Origin of the sequence: Rhizobium sp. PP-F2F-G48, assembly GCF_004342335.1 — a bacterium.
Taxonomy (GTDB): domain Bacteria; phylum Pseudomonadota; class Alphaproteobacteria; order Rhizobiales; family Rhizobiaceae; genus Ferranicluibacter.
The window spans coordinates 122,451-142,061 of the sequence record NZ_SLVH01000006.1 but is presented as its reverse complement, the minus strand read 5'-3'; the positions used below and the strand labels follow the sequence as shown (position 1 = coordinate 142,061).

Below are 19,611 nucleotides of genomic sequence, written 5' to 3'. Positions count from 1 at the left end.
CGCATGCCGACGGAGAATTTCCGCAATGTATGCACCGATACGAAGCGCTTGCAATAAGTGTTTTCAAGAGGATGTAAAATGAACCCGGGCGGGCGGAGCAGGCATGCCGACCGCCGTCGGGCGCTCCCGGCCGAGATCGCCATGTGGTTTACCGGTAAGCCGCGACATGCGAAAACCCGCGCGAACGGATCGCGCGGGCTCTGGCCTGTCGATTGGCGGAACTCGGGCTACTGCGTCAGCCGGACCACAAGGCTGCTGGCCTTGTCACCGATGGCCTTGAAGGCTGCGACGAGATCTTCGCTCTTTTCGGCCTGGAAGTAGTAGCTGGCATCCGTCGCGCATCCCTGCAGCAACGTCTGGCCGCGTTTGGGAGCCTTGAAGGCGACGGTGAAGACCTTGATGCCGTCATCGCGGGCCTTGTCGCAATAGAACTTCGTCGAGTCGTCGGATCGCGCCGCCTGTGCGTCGCCGGTCTTGTTCTGGAAATAGTTGTTCTCGCCATCCGTCATGAACACGATGTATTTGGTCGGCACGGCCCCGCTTTTCTGGGCATGGGCCTGTGTCTCGCTGTTCTTGGACAGATCGCGATAGGCCGAGGTGAAGGCGTCGCTCGAGTCGGTGCCGCCCGTGGCGACGAGAGCATTCACATAGGTTTCCGTGCTTGCGGTTCCCCAGGCAAGCGTGCCGGCCGCATCCTGCGCATTGTTATAGGAGACGGCGGAGGTTCTTACATAGTCCCCGTTCGGATCGGCGGTCTTCAATTGCGTGAGGAGGCTTTTGACGGCCTTTTTCAGCGTGTCGATCTTGGAGACGTAGCAGGGCACGTTCCACTTGGCTTTCGGCCAGTAGGACTCTTCGTAGATGTAGCAGCCGCCGGTCGAGGGATCGGTCGTGTCGGTCTTCCAGGCCATCGAACCGGAGCGATCGAGCACCAGCACCATCGACAGAGCATTCTTGGTTTCCGAGACGCCCTCCGACTTGCCGGTGGCGGCGAGGTTGACGACGCCGCCTTCGAAGAGGTGCGTCAGGGCATTGAGTTCGACGGCAAGCGTGGCCCCGACGCTGATGTCGTAGGCCTTGGCGCCGCTTTGGAGCGTTTTGGGATTGATCGAGATCAGCGTGTTGTCGATCAGCGCCTGATCCGCCTTGGCCTGCTTTGCGCTCGCCTCCGCCGCACGGGCCGCACCGGCCGCACTGGTGGCGCCATCCGGAACGGCGCTCGAGGTGGAGGTCCGCATCGCCAGGACCAGATAGTCGCGCGCGGTCTTCTTGGCGTCGTCGATGCTCATATGCTTGTTGGCAAGCCCGGACGCGGCGGCAAGCGCGCCGCTGTCCACAGCGGCCTGCAGCCGGTTCTTCTGGAGGACGATATTGGTCGTGTCGATCGCGACCCCGGCACCGAAGAGAACGACGGGAAAGATCATGGCCGCCATCAGCGCGATGTTGCCGCCCCTGTCGTGCAGGCTGCGCTCGAACATGCCGAAAATGCCCGTCATCTCACTTCTCCCGCGCTCACGGTCCGTCTGACGATGGGCTCCATGTCCACCGTCGCACAGGCATACCAGCGCTTTGTTGGCAGTGACTTACGAGAGAAATTAAACTTTTACGGGCATCGAGAAAATTGGCCGCCAACCTGTCCCGGATTGCGGACAGTTGGCGCGGAACGGCACAGCCGGGAGGTCAGGACGCTGTCAGTGCACCGGGATAACGTCGACCGCCTGATCCGTCTTGTGGCTGCCATAGCTCTTCAGAACGCCGATGACCGGTGCGACATCGGAATAGTCGCGTCCATGACCGACGACGATGTGATCGGTGCCGGCAGGCACGTTGTTGGTCGGGTCGAGCTCCACCCAGCCCAGCATCTTCCCGCACCAGACGCGCACCCAGGCATGCATGGCGTCGGCGCCTTCCAGGCGCTCCTTGCCCGGAGGCGGCAGCGTGCGCAGGAAGCCGCTGACATAGCCTGCGGGAATGCCGAGGGAGCGCAGCGCGACGATCATGATATGCGCGAAGTCCTGGCAGACGCCTTTCTTCAACCGGAAGGCCTCGATCGGGGTGCTGTCGACGGAGGTCGCCTTGGGATCGTATTTGAAGTCCTTGTAGATCCGCTCGCACAGGAGCCCGGCGATCTGCCGGACCGTCATACCGGGCTTGACGATCCCGCGGGCATAGGCTGCGATCGTCGGGTCCTCGGCAAGCCGGGGGCTTGGTGCGAGGAAATGGTGCGGCGAGCCGGGTTCGAGCGACCAGACGGCGCCGATTTCGGCAGGAAAGGCGGCAAGGTCCGGCGAGAAGTCGGCGGTGGGCATTGCCGTTTCCAGCTGCACCCGCGCCTTCATGTGGATGACCAGCTCGTCATGCAGTTTTCGAAACAGAATGGATGTTGCCGGATTCTGGAAGAAGTCGAACATATCGGTTCGCTCCTCGGGCACGGGGGAGCAGGTGACGGTGCCTGCCACCAGCCGCTGGCGCGCGGGCAGGGAGAGCGGCAGGACGCGCACGATATGGCGACCGCCGGACACCGGGATCTCGTAGCTGTAGGTGATCTTGAGGCTGATATCGTAGAACATGGATCCGCCGCGCCTGTCGTCCCGCTCTTGCCGTGTGGCAGGGCCGTTCACCCACCTCTATGCCCTGTTTGGCCCCCCGGCGCATTAGAAAAGCAGCGACATGGCAGAAGCGTGCGAAGCGGGTGGGCGTGCCGGTCAGCTCAGATAGGTCTGGGCGAGAATGTCGGAGAAACGCTCCATTTCCTTCTCGAGATGGTCGTAGACCTCGCCGGTCATGCCCTCCGGCGTCATCACTGCCAGACCCGAGTGCAGCCGCACCGCCTCGCGGTAGAAAGGCGACATCTGGCCGTTCGGATAGGCGTTCGGCAGTTGCTCGACTTCGGCGCGGATCTCGTTCAGCTGGTAGAGGATCGAGCGCGGATTGAGCGGATCGAGCGCCAGGAGGTCGGTGACCGTCAAGGGCGCCGTATTGACGTTGTAGCGGCGCCGGTGGGTCATGACGCTGTCGCCGATTTCCAGCAGCATGTCGAGCGCGCCATCCGGCGCGTCCCGGCCGGACATGTGGCCGAGCAGGCGGGTCATGTGCATGCCGCGCTCCAGATAGCGCCCGATCGACAGGAAGCGCCAGCCGGTGAAGCGGTACATGTTTTCGTGCACGAGACCGGCAAAACCTGCGAGCTTGCGTAGGAGAATGGTCATGGCATGCGTCGCGTCGTCGCCGGCCTCCACCGTCGCGCGGAACTTGCGCACCGTCTTCGACAGGTCGTTAAGGGCCAGCCAGCCATCGGCGGAGAAGCGGTCGCGGATGTTGCTTGCGGAATAAAGCGCGCTGTCGATGTTGGCGACGAGGCTGTCGGGCACCGGCTGCGCACTGTCGATGTCGAGAACCTTCAGATATTCGGACACGTTCTTCAGCAGCGGCATTTCACTGTTGGCGTTTTCGGCGAAGCGTCCGTGCCAGGCGCGCAGAATGCGCAGGGCGCCTTCCGAGCGCTCGATATAGCGGCCGAGCCAGAAGAGATTGTCCGCCGCCCGGCTCGGCAGGCTGCCGGGCATGGTTCGGATGAAGGTCTCGTCGGAGGTCAGCAGCGTGGTGCGCTCGACCGGGCGGTCGCTGACGATCCAGACGTCGGCTGCGGAACCGCCGGCCTGCATGGCGATGGCCGCGGCATCCGCGCCGCTCGAAATCCGGGCAAAGCCGCCGGGCATGACCTGCCAGCCATTTCGCGTGCGGGCGAGATAGACGCGCAGGCTCATCGGACGCGGTGTGAGCTTGCCATCCACCCAGGCGGGCGTGGTCGAGAGGGTCACGACCTCCTGGCCGACCAGTTTCTGGCCGTCGTTCTCCAGCCAGTCGCGGATCGACAGCTTGGCGTTCTCGCGCATCGAGGAGCCGAGCACCGACAGGCCGTTGTCGTCGAAGAAGGGGCGCGTGGAATAGGCCGGGCCGATGACCATCTTCTCGATGTGGCGGGCCACCTGCTCGCGCTCCGGCTTCTGCCCGCACCACCAGGTGGCGATGCTCGGGAGCAGCAGGTCCTCGCCGAGCATATGATGACAGATGGTCGGCATGAAGGCGAGGAGGGCGCGTGTTTCGAGGATGCCCGAGCCGAGCGCATTGACGATTGACACGGTGCCGGCGCGCAGTGCCGCCAGCAGGCCGGGCGTGCCGATATGGGAGCGCTGGTTGAGTTCCAGCGGGTCGGCGAAAGACGAGTCCAGACGGCGCCAGAGAATCCCTATCGGTTTCAGGCCGGCGACGGTGCGCACCATCACGCGCCCGTCCACCACGGTCAGGTCCTCGCCTTCGAGCAGCATGAAGCCGAGATAGCGGGCGATATAGGCGTGTTCGAAATAGGTCTCGTTGGCAAGACCCGGCGTCAGAACGGCGATGCGGTCGTCCGGCGAACGCTTGCGCATCTGCAGGGCGTCGCGGAAGGCGACGAAGAAGCGGGCGAGACGATGGACGTGGGTCTCGGCATAGATGTCGGAAAAGGCGCGTGTCGTCGCCACCCGGTTTTCCAGCGCGAAGCCGGCGCCGGACGGGGCTTCCGTCCGATCGGCGAGCACCCACCAGTTTCCGTCCGGACCACGGCCGATCTCGAAGGACACGAAGTGCAGGAAATTGCCGTCTGCCGGCTGCACGCCGACCATGGGGCGCAGGAACTCGGAATTGCCGGCGACCAGCGCCGGCGGCAGAAAACCTTCGTTGACGAGGGTGTTCGGCCCGTAGATGTCAGCCGCGATCCGTTCCAGGAGATCGGCCCGCTGGATGAGGCCGCGCGACAGCTCTTCCCATTCGCGCTCGGCAATCAGCACCGGGATATGCGACAGGGGCCAGCTTCGCTCGGAATTCTCCTTCGTGCCATAGGCGCGATAGAAGACGCCGGCATCGCGCAGATAGCGATCGGCGCGGGCGAAACGGTTGGCAAGCTCCGCTGCATCCATCCGGCCGATGGCGGAGACGAGATTCTGCCAGACGGGACGCACCTTGCCGTCGGCATCCACCATCTCGTCGGCGATGCCGGGCAAAGCGCGATAATCCGCGACCGGGTTGCCGGCCCGCTTCGGGTTCCCTGCGCCCGGGCCGGCGCCCGAGCTGCCGCTTGCGCCACCCTCTCTCGCCTTGATGGCCTCTGCCGTCGGCTTCTGTGTCATGTCGCTTTACAGTCCCGCAGGCCGGCGCAGGTCCAGGGTGAAGGGGAATTCCGGCGACGGTGTTTCCGGCGTCAGCGCATAGCCGCCGGCCGTGTGGCCCCAGGGCTCGAACCGCGCCAGGCGCCGCGCCTCCGCCTCGTTGCCGTTGACCGGGAACGTGTCGTAGTTGCGGCCGCCGGGATGGGCGACGTGGTAGATGCAGCCGCCGATCGAGCGCCGCGACCAGGTATCGTAGACGTCGAAGGTCAGCGGCGTATTGACCGGCAGGACCGGGTGCAGCCCCGCGGCCGGTTGCCACGCCTTGTAGCGCACGCCGGCCACCGAGACGCCGTTGACGCCTGTCGGGTTGAGCGGCACGGGGCGTCCGTTGCAGGCGACCGTATAGCGGCCGGGATTTGCGGTTTCGAAGCGGACCTGCAGACGTTCGACCGAGCTGTCGACATAGCGCACGGTGCCGCCGATCGCGCCCTGTTCGCCCATGACGTTCCACGGTTCCAGCGCCTGCCGCAGTTCGAGCTTGGCACCCTCATAGGTCACCTCGCCGCAGAAGGGGAAGCGGAACTCCAGCTGTGCCTCGAACCATTCCGGGCGGAAATCGAAGCCGTTGGCGCGCAGATCTGCGAGCACGTCGAGGAAGTCGGCCCAGACATGGTGCGGCAGCATGAAGCGGTCGTGCAGGGTCGTGCCCCAGCGGACCAGCCGGCCATCGGCCGGGTTCTGCCAGAAGCGGGCAATGAGCGCGCGCACCAGAAGCTGCTGGGCAAGCGACATGCGGGCATTCGGCGGCATTTCGAAGCCGCGGAACTCGACGAGGCCGAGGCGACCGGTCGGGCCGTCCGGGGAGAAGAGCTTGTCGATGCAGATTTCAGAGCGGTGCGTGTTGCCGGTCACGTCCGTCAGAAGGTTGCGGAACAGGCGGTCGGTCAGCCACGGAAGTGGCGGTACACCCTGACTGGGCAGCGGCACCTGCGCCATGGCGGTCTCGAGCTCATAGAGGCTGTCGTGACGGGCCTCGTCGATGCGCGGCGCCTGGCTGGTCGGGCCGATGAACATGCCCGAGAACAGGTAGGAGAGCGACGGGTGGCGCTGCCAGTGGAGCACGAGGCTCTTCAAAAGGTCCGGGCGGCGCAGGAAGGGGCTGTCGTTGGGATTGCGCCCGCCGACCACCACATGGTTGCCGCCGCCGGTGCCGGTGTGGCGACCGTCGATCATGAACTTGTCGGCCCCCAGCCGCGACTGGCGCGCTTCCTCGTAGATCACCGAGGTGATGTCGACGCATTCCTGCCAGCTCGCCGCCGGGTGCACGTTGACCTCGATGACGCCGGGGTCGGGCGCCACGCGCATGACGTTGATGCGCTCGTCATGCGGCGGCGCATAGCCTTCGATATGGACGGCAAGGCCGAGGTCGCTGGCGGCGGTTTCGGCCGCGGCGATCAGGTCGAGATAGTCCTCGACCCGCTCGACCGGGGGCATGAAGATGCAGAGGCGACCGTTCTGGGGCTCGACCGTGATCGCGGTGCGCACGGCGCCACCGATTTCGGCGAGCACCTGCTCGTTGCGGTCCTGCTGGGCTTCGGCGGCCTGGAAAGAGGCCTCCGCCATCGCCCGGTCCGGTTTTTTGGCATCGGCAGCACGATCCGGGCCGACGGGAAAGTCCGGCAGAGGGGTGCGCGGGATCGAGGGGTCGGCCTCGTGGATGTAGGGAAACTGCGACGGCGGGATGTAGGGCAGGGCGCCGAGCGGGATGCGGTAGCCGACGGGGCTGTCGCCGGGCACGAGGAAGATCTTGCCGCGCCGCGTGCGCCAGCGCTCGCTCATCCAGCGGCGACCGGCCGCCTGCCCGCCGGAGGCCTGCGCGTTCCAGGCCTGCACGGGCAGGACGAAGCCGGTGGGCACCGTCAGGCCGCGCTCGAAGACGCGGGCGATGCGGCTGCGTTCCTCGGCATCCTTCAGCTTGGAATTGGACGGATCGACGTTCTCGGGCAGGCTGCCTTCCTTGATGATCCATTCCGCCGGATCCTCGTAGGCCGGCAGGACCATGTCGGGCTCGATGCCGAGCGCCACGGCGATGCCCGTCAGGAGCTTTTCGGCCTCGTCCGGTCCGGCCTTGGTATCGACGTCCTCGCGCGCGACGAGATCCGGATTGCGCCAGATCGGCACGCCGTCGCGGCGCCAGTAGAGCGAGAAGGTCCAGCGCGGCAGGCTTTCGCCCGGATACCATTTGCCCTGGCCGTAATGGAGGAAGCCACCGGGCGCGAAGCGCTCGCGCAGCCGCCGGATCAGGTCGTCGGCCTTGGCGCGCTTCGTGGGGCCGACGGCATCCGTATTCCATTCGCCGGATTCGAAGTCGTCGATGGATACGAACGTCGGCTCTCCACCCATGGTCAGGCGGACGTCGCTTTCGGTCAGCGCGGCATCGACCTCATGGCCGAGCGCATTCAGCGCATCCCAGCTTTCGTCGGAAAACGGCTTGGTGATGCGCGGATGTTCGGCGACGCGATCGACCCGCATCTCGAAGGCGAATTCGGTCTTCGTGTCGGGATCGCCGGAAAAACCGCCGGCGATCGGCGCGGCATTGCGATAGTGCGGCGTGGCCGACAGCGGGATATGGCTCTCGCCGGTCAGGAGCCCCGAGGTCGGATCGAGGCCGACCCAGCCGGCGCCGGGCAAATAGACCTCGCACCAGGCATGCAGGTCGGTGAAATCGACGTCTGTGCCGGAGGGGCCGTCGAGCGCCTTGAGGTCGGGCGCCAGCTGGATGAGATAGCCGGATACGAAGCGCGCGGCGAGACCGAGATGGCGCATGATCTGGACGAGAAGCCAGCTGGAGTCGCGACAGGAGCCGAGCGCCTGCGTCAGCGTTTCCTCGGGCGTCTGCACGCCGGGCTCCATGCGGATGACGTAGTTGACGGCCTGCTGCAGGCGCATGTTGATGCCGACGACGAAGTCCACCGTGTTCATCGGCGTGCGGTCGAGACCGTCGAGATAGGCCTGAAGTGCGGGGCCGGCCGGCTCGGGCTGGCTGTAGATGGCCAGGTCTTCGCGAATGTCCTCGGGATAGTCGAACGGCCAGGTCTCCGCGCTTTCCTCCACGAAGAAGTCGAACGGGTTGTAGACGGTCATGTCCGCGACGAGATCGACCTCGATCTTGAACTCGGTTACCGGATCGGGAAAGACGTAACGCGCGAGATAGCTGCCATAGGGGTCCTGCTGCAGCGTCACGAAATGATTGGCGGGCGTCACCTTCAGCGCGTGGCTCAGCACCTTCGTCTTGGAATGCGGGGCCGGCTTCAGGCGAATGACCTGCGGGCCGAGGCGGACCGGTCGGTCGTAGGTATAATGCGTCAGATGGTAGATGCTGGCTTTGATCGACATGCGGTCCCCTCGATGACGGATGGTGGCCATCATGCCCGGACTGTGTGCAATGCAACGAAATAAAGCAAGGCTGAAAAATCGGCAGGACATCCGCAGGGACGCGACCGGGACCATGCGCGGTCTCACCTGCCGCGGCGAGCCGTCGGGTCAGATGTAAGTCATAGATTTCGCAATCGCTCGCCACCGATGGCGGCCGGCGCGGGATGTCGGGTGCGGGGCCTGCGGTCGGCTGCAGGCCCGGCCGCGTCCGTTACTCGGGCAGGATGCGGACGGCGCCGCGGTCGGCCGAGGTTGCGAAGGCGGCGTAGGCCTTCAGCGCTGTCGTTACCTTACGCTTCCGTTCTTCCGTCGGCTTCCAGCCATTGGCGTCCTGCTCCGTGCGGCGCAGCGCCAGCTCGTCCTCGGAAACGCGCAGCGAGATCGTGCGGTTGGGAATGTCGATGTCGATCATGTCGCCTTCGCGCACGAGGCCGATCAGGCCGCCATTGGCCGCTTCCGGCGAGACGTGGCCGATGGAGAGGCCGGACGTGCCGCCTGAAAACCGCCCGTCGGTGACGAGCGCGCAGGCCTTGCCCAGGCCCTTCGACTTCAGGTAGCTCGTGGGGTAGAGCATCTCCTGCATGCCCGGGCCGCCCTTCGGGCCTTCGTAGCGGATGACGACGACATCGCCGGCGACGATCTGGTTGGAGAGGATCGCCTTGACGGAGGCATCCTGGCTTTCGAAAACGCGGGCGGGCCCGGAGAATTTCAGGATCGACTCGTCCACGCCGGCCGTCTTCACGATGCAGCCGTCGAGCGCGATATTGCCCTTCAGCACGGCGAGGCCGCCATCCTTGGAGAAGGGGTGCTGCGCGTCGCGGATGACGCCCTTTTCGCGGTCGAAATCGAGCTCCTTCCAGCGGGCGCTCTGGCTGAAGGCGACCTGCGTCGGCACGCCGCCGGGGGCTGCGGAAAAGAGTTCGAGCGCGGCGGGATTGTCGGTGACGGCGATATCCCACTGCGACAGCGCATCGCCGAGCGTCTTTGCATGCACGGTCGGCAGGTCGGCATTGATGAGGCCGGCGCGGTTCAGCTCGCCGAGGATCGCCATGATGCCGCCGGCGCGGTGCACGTCTTCCATGTGGACGTCGGCCTTGGCCGGGGCGACCTTGGAAAGGCAGGGCACCTTGCGCGACAGCCGGTCGATGTCGTCGAGGTCGAAGTCGATCTCGCCTTCGTAAGCGGCGGCCAGAATGTGCAGGACGGTGTTGGTCGAACCGCCCATGGCGATGTCGAGCGCCATGGCGTTCTCGAAGGCACCCTTGGAAGCGATCGTGCGCGGCAGCGCGGTTTCATCGTCCTGTTCGTAGTAGCGCTTGGTCAGGCCGACGATGCTGCGGCCGGCTTCCAGAAACAGTTTTTCGCGATCCGAATGCGTGGCGAGCGTCGAGCCGTTGCCGGGCAGGGACAGGCCGAGTGCTTCCGTCAGACAGTTCATCGAGTTTGCCGTGAACATGCCGGAGCAGGAGCCGCAGGTCGGGCAGGCCGACCGCTCGATGGTCTGCACGTCCTCGTCCGACATCTTGTCGTCGGCCGCAGCCACCATCGCGTCCACGAGGTCGAGCGCATGGATCTTGCCGTCGGACAGCAGCACCTTGCCGGCCTCCATCGGCCCGCCGGACACGAAGATGGTGGGGATGTTGAGGCGCAACGAGGCCATCAGCATGCCGGGGGTGATCTTGTCGCAGTTGGAAATGCAGACCATCGCGTCGGCGCAATGGGCGTTCACCATGTACTCGACGCTGTCGGCGATGATCTCGCGCGAGGGCAGCGAGTAGAGCATGCCGTCATGGCCCATGGCGATGCCGTCATCGACCGCGATCGTGTTGAATTCCTTGGCGACGCCGCCAGAGGCCTCGATCTCGCGGGCGACCAGCTGGCCGAGGTCCTTGAGGTGCACGTGGCCCGGCACGAACTGGGTGAAGGAATTGACCACGGCGATGATCGGCTTGCCGAAGTCGCTGTCCTTCATGCCGGTGGCGCGCCACAGGCCGCGGGCGCCGGCCATGTTGCGGCCGTGGGTGGTGGTTCTGGAGCGATAGGCTGGCATGGCGTTTCCTCGAGGCGTTTTGTGAGGATCGGGCGGGGCCTGATATTCGCTTGGGCGCGACGTCCGACGACAGTTTCGGGGCGTCCTAGCGCAAAACCGCCGTCTCGTCACGGTCTACATGCGGCAATCCGGTTCGCCGGCATCAAGTTTTCGCGCAATATTTTCTTCGCACCTGCAAAAGAGTTTGCTCACGCAGCGCGAATGGCGGGAACCAATGGGCGGGGATGCCTGTTGATGCAGCGCCCGCACGAGGCTCCGTCACCTTGGCGCCCGCTTTGGCGCCCACCTTGGCGTCAGGGTCTTTGTGCATTCCGTCCGCATCGCTCCAGAAGGCAGGTCCTCCACGATGACAGTTCCGATCGCCACCTATCGGCTCCAGTTCCGCAACGGCATGACCTTCGACAAGGCCATCACGCTGATCGACCACTGGAAGGCGCTCGGCATCAGCCACCTCTATGCCTCGCCGATCTTTTCCGCGACGGATGGGTCGACGCATGGCTACGACGTCACCGACCCCAACGCGTTCGACGCAGCCTTGGGTGGACGCGAGGGCTTCGATCGGCTGGCGGCGGCCCTGAAGGCGGCCGGCATCGGCCTGATCCTCGACATCGTGCCGAACCATATGGCGGCCTCGCTTGAAAACCGCTGGTGGCGGAGTGTGGTCGAGTGGGGCGAGCAGAGTCCCTATGCGCATTATTACGACATCGACTGGTCCCGGCCTTTGACGATCGCCGAGCTGGGCAAGAGCTTCGACGAGGCGCTTGACGATGCCGAGATCGAGATCCGGCTGGACGAGGCCGCCGGCAATCTCGCGCTCGGCTATTACGAGAGCAACATCCCGCTCCAGCCTTCAAGCTACAGTGCGGTGCTGGACGGAGCTCCGGGAACGCTCGGGGCGAAGATCGTCGCCCTTGCCGCGTCCGCCTCCGCACAGGAGGACGATGCCTTTCACCACACGATGCACACATTGATCGCCGGCAGCTCGGAGGCTGACCGGAAGGCGCTGGCATCCTTCCTCGCCGGCCTGCCGGTCGAACGGGTCAAGGCGGCGCATGAGGCGCAGGCCTTTCGGCTCGTGCACTGGAAGACGGCGGCGAGCGATCTCAGCTATCGCCGCTTCTTCGAGGTCGCGGGCCTTGCCGGTCTCCGCGTCGAGGCGCCGGATGTCTTCGAGGCGGCACATCGGCTGGTGCTCGACCTCGTCCGCGACGGCACGGTCGATGGGTTGCGCATCGACCATGTCGATGGTCTTGCCGATCCGGAAGGCTATCTGAAGACCCTGCGCGACGCGGTCGGTCCCGATGTCTATCTCGTGGTCGAAAAGATCATCGAGGAGGACGAGCGCGTGCCGGCAAGCTGGCCCATCGCAGGAACGACCGGCTACGAGTTCATCGCGGCTCTGGCGCATCTCTTCGTGGATTCGTCGCTGGCAAAAGCCTTGGACGCGGCCTATGCGGATTTTGCCGGGGGTCGGGACTACGCGTCGATCCTGAGGGACGCCAAACAGCTGATGCTCGACCGCAATTTCGAAGGCGAGATCAAGCGGCTCGCGGCGCTGGCGCGGTCTTCCGTCGGCAAGGCATATGAGGCCGAGACGCTGGAAAAGGCGCTGAAAGCGCTCATCACGGCGTTTCCGGTCTATAGAACCTATGGCACGCGGGAGGCTCTGGGCGCCGACGATCGCAAGATCCTCGACGGTGCGGCGGCGGAGGCGGCGGGCACGCTGTCCGGCGACAGCCGCAAGGCGCTCGATGCGATCGTCGCCGTGCTTTCCGGCGCGGCGGAAGGCGATGCGTTCGAGTTCCGCAGCCGGTTCCAGCAGGTGACCGGGCCGATCATGGCAAAGGCCATGGAGGATACGGCGTTCTACCGCTACCACCGGCTGCTCGCGCTCAACGAGGTTGGCGGCAATCCGGCCGAAGAGGAGATGTCGGTGGCGCGCTTCCATGCCGCCATGCAGCGCCGGGCAGCCGAGCAGCCGCAGGCGATAACCACCACCTCGACCCATGATACCAAGCGCGGCGAAGATGCGCGCGCCCGGCTTTATGCCCTCAGCGAGGCGCCCGGTGTCTGGGCGCAAGCCGTGTCGCGCTGGCACGGCTTGAATGCCGGCCTGATCACGACGCTCGACGATGGCCCGGCACCGGAGCCTGCGGTCGAATGGGCTCTCTACCAGGCGCTGGCCGGTGCCTTTGAAGAGACATCCGCGACACCTGACGCCGGAGCGATCGAGGCTCTCAAGGAGCGCTTTTCCGCCTATGTGGAGAAGATGCTGCGCGAGGCGAAGATGCGCAGCGACTGGTCCGACGTCAACGAGGACTATGAAGGTGCCGTGCAGGCCTTCGCCGCAGGACTTCTTTCGCCGGATAACAAGGCATTTCTGGATGATTTCGTTCAGACCCTGCAACCCTTCGCGCGCGCTGGCTTCGTCAACGGGCTGACCCAGACTCTGGTGAAGATGACGGCCCCCGGCGTGCCGGATGTCTATCAGGGATCGGAACGTGCCGATTTCAGCTTGGTCGATCCGGACAATCGTCGCATGCCGGATTATCCGGCAATGGCGGCACGTCTGGAACAAACGGGTGGCTTTCCGTTCGATGCCGAGGCGCGCGCGTCCGGTCAGGCGAAGATCGCCCTCACCGCCCGACTGATTTCGGCGCGCCGCGCTGCGCCGGGTCTGTTCGAGGATGGCGATTATCAGCCGCTGGAGATTTCCGGCGAAGCGTCCGGCAGCGTGGTGGCCTATGCGCGCCGCTCGGGCGATGCCGCCGCCATCATCGTTGCGCCGTGCAAAGTGCTCGGGATCCTGGAGAAGGGTGACATCGATCACGCGTTCGATGCGATCCAGGTGTCGTTGCCGGAGGATCTGGCGGGCCGTTCTTACCGCAATGTTCTGCAGGGCGGGGCGATCGACGTGGGACGAACACTGGATCTGCGGGACGTACAGGGTGCGCCGTATGTGCTCCTGATCACGGAATAGTTGTCGGGCTTGACGACGCCTTCTGGAACTTTTCGGCATTCGTGGCGTTTGGAAGCGCCACGAAGTTTGGCCTTGAAGAACCGGTCGGGGGATTTGCACGTGTATCATGTCGGCCAGGAGAATGACGGCGATCCTCGTAACGAGCATTCTTCCGGCGTCAGCGAGACGGCGATCATCCGGATCGGCGAGAATGCCTGGCGTCGTGAGATCGCCGACAAGATCGCCTTCATGATCGACGGCAAAGCCTATTTCCAGACGCTGGAACAGGCTTTGCGGCTCGCCTCCCGGCGGATCTGGATCATCGGCTGGGATTTCAGCCCCGACATTCGCCTGACGCCGGAAGATCCGGAGAGCCCGACGCTCGGCAATCTGCTTGTCTCCCTGGTCGAGGCGAAGCCGGAGCTTGAGATCCACATCCTCGTCTGGGCCATGGGGCCGATCTATTCCGGCAAGTCGCTGAAGCTCTTTCGCAAGAAGGGCTGGGCGAGCCATCCGCGCATTCATCTCAATTTCGACACCCATCATCCGCTGCGCGGCTCGCACCATCAGAAGATCGTCTGCATCGACGACACGATGGGCTTCATCGGCGGGATCGACCTCACAGCGCGGCGCTGGGACGATAGCGATCACAGGCCCGGCAACCCGCTGCGCGTGACGCCGGACGGCGAAGCCTATGAGCCGGTGCACGACATGCAGGCTGCCGTTTCCGGACCCGCCGCCCGCATGCTGGGCGATGTCTGCCGCGAGCGCTGGTTCTATGCGATGGACGAAACGATCGCGCCTGTCGAAGGGATGGCGACGGCCTGGCCGGAAGCGCTTGCGCCGGCTCTAACCGAGTGCCCGGTCGCGATTGCCCGGACGACACCGGCAACGATCGGCAACGAGGGCATTCACGAATCCATCCACATGCTGACCGATGCGCTGAAATCGGCGCAGCGGGTCGTCTATATCGAAGCACAATATCTTGCCGCCTTCGGCATTGCCGATATCCTGATCGAACGGCTGTCGCGGCCCGACGGGCCCGAAGTCCTGATCGTCGTGACGAGGATCTCGCATGGCTTCATCGAGAAGGTGATGATGGGCACCAATCGCGACCGCCTGATCCGCCGGCTGAAGCGCAACGACCCGCATGACCGGCTGCGCGTGATGTATGCCGTGGTGCCGAGCGACGATGAGGACGGGCAGCAGGAGGTTCTGGTTCACTCCAAGCTTGTCATCATCGACGATCGCTTTCTTCGGCTCGGTTCGTCGAACCTCAACAATCGCTCCGAAGGCATGGACACCGAAGCCGACATGGCGATCGAGGCCGTCAACGACGAGCAGCGTGCTGCTATCGCCGATGTTCGTTACCGACTGCTCGCCGAGCATCTCGACAGCACGCCGGATGCGGTGCGGGAGGCGATCCAGCGACTGAACTCGCTGCATGACGGGGTGGAGTCGCTGAACACCGCCCGACGGGGCCTCAGGCATTTCGATATCGATCTGGCGGAGGGCGAGGAAGATCCGCTGCCCGGCACCGATATCGTCGATCCCTCCGGGCCGATCCATCCGATCGATACGCTGCGCCGCGGTGCCAGCGCGATTGCCAGCCGCATTTTCGGCAGCACGACCTGATCGTCTTTTTCGCAGACCGATCTTTAAGGCACCGCACGTCTCGTGCGATGCGCCTTCATCAGCATCCTATGCAATGGAGACGTCGTCAGGCAGGCGAACCTGCGTGACGGCCGTCCAATTCGTCGCTCTCGTCCGCCGCGGCACGGGCGGACTTTTTCTTCGTCACGAGTTCGCTGATCAGCAGGGTCGGCAGTCCGATGGCGAGGGGGATGAAGTAGTAGATCACCCGAAAGGCGATGACGGCCGCAACGGATTCCGCGCCCGGCAGGATATGCGCGACCGTCGCTTCGAGAACGCCGATGCCGCCGGGGACATGGCTGATGATGGCGGCGACGTTTGCGATGATCGAGACGGAGGCGACCTTGAGGTAACCGGCCTCGGCGAAGGCCGAGAGCATCTGGTGAAGGCTGGCGGCCACGAAGGCGAAGTTGAGCGTGCCCACCACGACCTGCGCGGCAGCGATCGGCAGCTTCGGCAGGTCGAAGCTCCAGCTCCTGATCGTCAGCGGCTTGCGGACAAAGGCCGACAGCACGAGATAGACGACAGGTGCGATCAGCGAAGCGATGCCGATGGCGAAGACGGCGCTGCGGCTCAGCCCGGTCATGTCGGCCGCATCCTGCGGGCGCAGCAACAGGCTGGCGCCGCCGAGCGTCATGAGGCCGAGCGCGACCGTCACACCGCAGAAGAGCACGATCTTTGCAACATCCTCGGCGGTCAGGCCCCAGCGGGCGTAGTAACGATATCGGACCGCGCCGCTGCTGAGCGCGGCGACGCCGACATTATGGCCGATCGACAGGCTGACGAAGGAGGCCAAGGCCGTCTTGTAAAAGGGCAGGCGCTTGCCCGTGTAGCGCACGCCGAGCGCATCGAAGCAGGAGAGACAGGCATAGGACGCTGCGGCAAACGCGAGACCGAGCAGAAGATGCGAGATCGGAATGGCCCGCAATGCCGTCAGGATCTCATCCAGCGTGTACTGACGCAGCGTCTGGAACAGCAGATAGAAGGCGAAGAGAACGGCCGCGACGGCGACCACGCGGAAGATAAGGCGAAGGCTCATTCGATGGTCGCTCTCTCAAGAACTGCTGGCTGACGCTTGAACGGCAGGCATCGTGATGCTCCTGCACGTTCAACATCAGGACGCCGTCGCGACGACCGCGACGGCACTGTCGCACGGAACGAATTGGCCCCCCATCGGGTTCCCTCGCCATGTCCGAACATCCCGTCCCGTCTTCCACCCTCCCTTTCATTCCCAAGACCTCCCCCGGCGCCTACCCGTCAGGACGAGGTGACGAATCCCTCATGCAGCCGCCGAGCGTGCTGTCGATCCTGACCTATAATGTTCACAGCTGCATCGGCACGGACCGGCGGATGGATCCGGAACGCATCGCCGAGGTCATCGCGGCGGCGCGGCCGGACGTGATCGCGCTGCAGGAGCTCGATGTCGGCCGCGCCCGCACCGGCGGTATCGATCAAGCGGCGCGGATTGCCGACCTTTTGAAGGTGACGTCGCATTTCCACCCGGCGCTGCATGTGCGCGAAGAGCAGTATGGCGACGCCATCCTGACAGCACTGCCGTCGCGGCTGGTCAAGGCCGGTGCGATCCCGTCCGTGGGCGAGACGCGCGGTGCGCTCTGGGTGGAAGTGGAGGTGGACGGACGCCCCGTGCAGATCTTCAACACGCATTTCGGTCTGAGACGTGGCGAGCGCCGCCGCCAGGCCGAGGCCCTTCTGGGCGACGCGTGGATCGGCAACGACGCGTGCCGCGACCAGCCGGTCATCCTCACCGGAGATTTCAACGCCATCCCGTCCTCCGTGGCCTACGGGCTTCTGAAGCGTCGGCTTCCGCCTGTCCGGGTGCGTGACGATCAAGGGACATCGTCAGGGCAAAACACGCGGATCGGGCCGACCTTTCCCTCGCGCTTCCCGCTTCTGCGGCTCGACCATATCTTCGTCTCGCAGGGTATCGAGACCCTGTCAGTGGCGGCCGTGCGCACGCCGCTCTCCCGGATCGCCTCCGACCACCTGCCGCTGCAGGCAAGCCTGCGGATCGGCGGCTCCCGAAACTTCGAAACCACCCGTCGGAACCATCGCCAAGCCGGGCCGTTAATCTCGTGAACGCAATTGGAAAGGATGAGATCATGCCAAATCGTGACCCGCTTCCGACGCCCGAACCCGATACGCCGCGCGGACCGACCTCGACCCCCGGACTTCCGGATCGCGGTCAGGACAGCTCTCCGGTGCCGCCCGTGATCGCACCCGGCGACACGAAGAACCCGAACGATCCCGCCTTGTTGCCTATCGGGGACCCCGCCGGGATCGCGTGAGGCTCCAAGAGTATTCATAAGGGCCGTTCCAGAGATGGAGCGGCCCTATTTTTGTGTTGCGTGCCAGACCCTTTCAGAGGCTGCCATCGCCTTTGAAATAGCCGGGATACTGTACGAATTCCGGATCCGGCTTGCCGGGAGCGGGAGACGGCGGCGTTTCGTCCTCATCCGTCTCCGCGAGAAACCCATGGGTTCGCATCCACTCGCGAACGATGCGCCGGATGGCCTCGTCTCGGGAAATGTTCTGCTGTCGCGCGTGGGCCGAAAGAGCGGCTTCGAGATCATCGGGAAAATTTGTCATGGCGCACGCCTCGCTGGTCGGGTCGATGGCAAACAACGTCCGCCCGGTGCAAAACGTTCCGGCGGCGGATGGGTCGAACCCCGGAGGCGTGCGCACCGTCGAGGCAGCCTGTCCGGTGATCGTCGCCACCGGACAGGCTCGCGTCGGGCGTTACGGCGTGACCGTCAGCTTGGCCTGCATGCCGGCTTCGTAGTGACCCTTGATATTGCAGAACACCAGGTAGGTGCCGGCCTTCAGGCTCGTCTTCAGCTGGCCATCAGAACCCGGTTTCAGGTCTTCCACCTCGCCGAGGCTCTTCAGCTTGGCCTCGTCGACGCGGTGCTTGGCCGTGTTCAGTGGGATTTTCTGGTCGGGCGACTTCAGCCGCACGACGATCATTTCGTGCTCCTCGACGGCGGCCGCATTGTGCACGCTGAACACGGCAGTCCCTGCCGTGACGGTCGCAGGCTCCAGGCTCAGCCCCATCTCGCCGCCGCCTTCGCCGCTTTCCACGACTTTGATCGTGTTGGCGGCAAAGGCTGTCGTGCTGAGAAGGGCAAATCCGGCGGCTGTAACGAAAGAAAGCGCCGAGCGGGAATAAGAGGTCATGGAAGTATCCTTTATGACAAATCTCGCGCCGTGCGGGAACGAACATCGGCAGGAGGGCCGCGAAAGGCGATGTTGGCCGACAGAGCCTGTCGATCACCCGTCCGGGCGAGGCGAGGCTCCGGGCGGCCGTCCACACTTTGCACCGTCCCCGACTTTGCACAGTCATTGAAAATTCGCCCGGCCGGTCAATCTTCCCTGCGAAGAACAGACTGATCGCACGGCTGGGGGTTTTGCATCCTGCTGAACCGACAAGCGTGCGGCTCGGGATCGAGGCGACGATGACCAACAAGTTCGAATTTCTCGCCCGGTGGGGATATGCAGCCCGCGGCGTCGTTTACATCACGCTCGGTCTGATCGCCCTTATCGGGTCGTCTTCGGGAGAGGAGGCGAGCACGCACGGCGCGCTCTCCAATCTGCTCGGGCAGCCTTTCGGGCGCTTTCTCCTGGCAACCGTCGCCATCGGGCTGGTCGGGCATGTTCTCTGGCGCCTGGCGCAGGCGCTTCTCAATGCCGACAGTCAGGAGAACAGCCCGAAAGGCTATCTGGCGCGCGCTGGCAATCTCGCAAGCGGCGTCATCAACGCCACGTTGGCTCTGGCGGCCGCGCGGCTGGTCCTCGCGTCAGGAGACGCATCGGGTGGCGGAGGCAGCCCTGCGACCTGGCTGATGCAGCAGCCGTTCGGCCGGTTTCTCGTCGGCGCTCTTGGGCTCATCATCCTTGCGGCCGGCGCCGTTCAGGCCTGGCGCGGCATTTCGGGAAAATATCGCGAGCGTCTCTCGCTGCCGTCCGGCAAGAGCGATCTCCTTGGCGGCATCTCCGTCTTCGGCCTTGCCGCGCGCGGGCTCGTGCTGTCCATCACCGGCGGGTTTTTCGTGTTCGCAGCGATCATGGTCGATTCGGAACAGGCCGGCAGCGTGCCCGAGGCATTGGACTGGGTCCGCAACCTGCCATCGGGCACCGCGCTCTATGCTCTGGCGGCCGCCGGTCTGGTGGCGTTCGGCCTCTACAGCTTCATCGAGGCCCGGTATCGCCGCATCGATGCCCCGGAACAGGGCGACGTCAAGCGCGGCGTCGCCAAAGCCGCCTCCGCCGTCGACCGGCTGTCCTAAAGCGCCTCGCGACCAAACCCAAAAACGCAAAAAGCCCTGTCGAAACAGGGCTTTTGAAAAGGA

13 protein-coding genes are annotated in these 19,611 nt (G+C 64.8%); 5 read left to right on the top strand and 8 right to left on the bottom strand.

Annotated features, from left to right (window positions below; all coding sequences use genetic code 11):
• Positions 1–227: 227 nt before the first annotated feature.
• The 5 genes from C8J36_RS15300 to ilvD form a co-directional block, all read right to left on the bottom strand.
• Positions 228–1,496: a pilus assembly protein gene (locus C8J36_RS15300; protein WP_245506580.1), complete on the bottom strand. Its 1,269-nt coding sequence runs from the start codon at positions 1,494–1,496 to the stop codon at positions 228–230.
• A gap of 195 nt (positions 1,497–1,691) precedes the next feature.
• A complete protein-coding gene (locus tag C8J36_RS15295) occupies positions 1,692–2,570 on the bottom strand; it encodes a transglutaminase family protein (protein ID WP_062595872.1) in 879 nt (292 codons plus the stop codon).
• Between the two features lie 135 nt (positions 2,571–2,705).
• Entirely contained in the window at positions 2,706–5,168 is a 2,463-nt protein-coding gene (locus C8J36_RS15290) for a circularly permuted type 2 ATP-grasp protein (protein WP_132536102.1), read from the bottom strand.
• 6 nt (positions 5,169–5,174) lie between these two features.
• A complete protein-coding gene (locus tag C8J36_RS15285) occupies positions 5,175–8,543 on the bottom strand; it encodes a transglutaminase family protein (protein ID WP_132536100.1) in 3,369 nt (1,122 codons plus the stop codon).
• A 250-nt stretch (positions 8,544–8,793) separates the two neighbouring features.
• Complete coding sequence (ilvD, locus tag C8J36_RS15280; protein ID WP_062595870.1) at positions 8,794–10,632, bottom strand: dihydroxy-acid dehydratase; 1,839 nt, start codon at positions 10,630–10,632, stop codon at positions 8,794–8,796.
• Between the two features lie 346 nt (positions 10,633–10,978).
• On the opposite strand from ilvD, the gene treY reads away from it, so the two are divergent.
• Positions 10,979–13,612 (top strand): malto-oligosyltrehalose synthase, encoded by a 2,634-nt coding sequence (treY, locus tag C8J36_RS15275; protein WP_132536098.1) that lies wholly within the window; start codon positions 10,979–10,981, stop codon positions 13,610–13,612.
• Positions 13,613–13,711: 99 nt separating this feature from the next.
• A complete protein-coding gene (locus C8J36_RS15270; RefSeq protein WP_132536096.1) occupies positions 13,712–15,226 on the top strand; it encodes a phospholipase D-like domain-containing protein in 1,515 nt (504 codons plus the stop codon).
• Between the two features lie 85 nt (positions 15,227–15,311).
• Here C8J36_RS15270 and C8J36_RS15265 read toward each other — a convergent pair whose 3' ends face one another.
• Complete coding sequence (locus C8J36_RS15265; RefSeq protein WP_132536094.1) at positions 15,312–16,283, bottom strand: lysylphosphatidylglycerol synthase domain-containing protein; 972 nt, start codon at positions 16,281–16,283, stop codon at positions 15,312–15,314.
• A gap of 242 nt (positions 16,284–16,525) precedes the next feature.
• On the opposite strand from C8J36_RS15265, the gene C8J36_RS15260 reads away from it, so the two are divergent.
• Entirely contained in the window at positions 16,526–17,341 is an 816-nt protein-coding gene (locus tag C8J36_RS15260) for an endonuclease/exonuclease/phosphatase family protein (RefSeq protein WP_132536092.1), read from the top strand.
• 23 nt (positions 17,342–17,364) lie between these two features.
• Positions 17,365–17,550 (top strand): hypothetical protein, encoded by a 186-nt coding sequence (locus C8J36_RS15255; RefSeq protein WP_132536090.1) that lies wholly within the window; start codon positions 17,365–17,367, stop codon positions 17,548–17,550.
• 73 nt (positions 17,551–17,623) lie between these two features.
• On the opposite strand, the gene C8J36_RS15250 is transcribed toward C8J36_RS15255, so the two are convergent.
• The gene (locus C8J36_RS15250) at positions 17,624–17,851 is read right to left on the bottom strand and encodes a ribbon-helix-helix domain-containing protein (RefSeq protein WP_132536088.1); all 228 of its coding nucleotides are present in this window, start codon (positions 17,849–17,851) and stop codon (positions 17,624–17,626) included.
• 150 nt (positions 17,852–18,001) lie between these two features.
• A complete protein-coding gene (locus C8J36_RS15245; RefSeq protein WP_132536086.1) occupies positions 18,002–18,439 on the bottom strand; it encodes a plastocyanin/azurin family copper-binding protein in 438 nt (145 codons plus the stop codon).
• A gap of 278 nt (positions 18,440–18,717) precedes the next feature.
• Here C8J36_RS15245 and C8J36_RS15240 point away from each other — a divergent pair, with 278 nt between their 5' ends.
• Positions 18,718–19,548 carry a DUF1206 domain-containing protein gene (locus C8J36_RS15240; protein ID WP_132536084.1) on the top strand — a complete coding sequence of 277 codons (831 nt, stop codon included), beginning with the start codon at positions 18,718–18,720 and terminating at the stop codon, positions 19,546–19,548.
• The last annotated feature ends 63 nt before the right edge of the window (positions 19,549–19,611 follow it).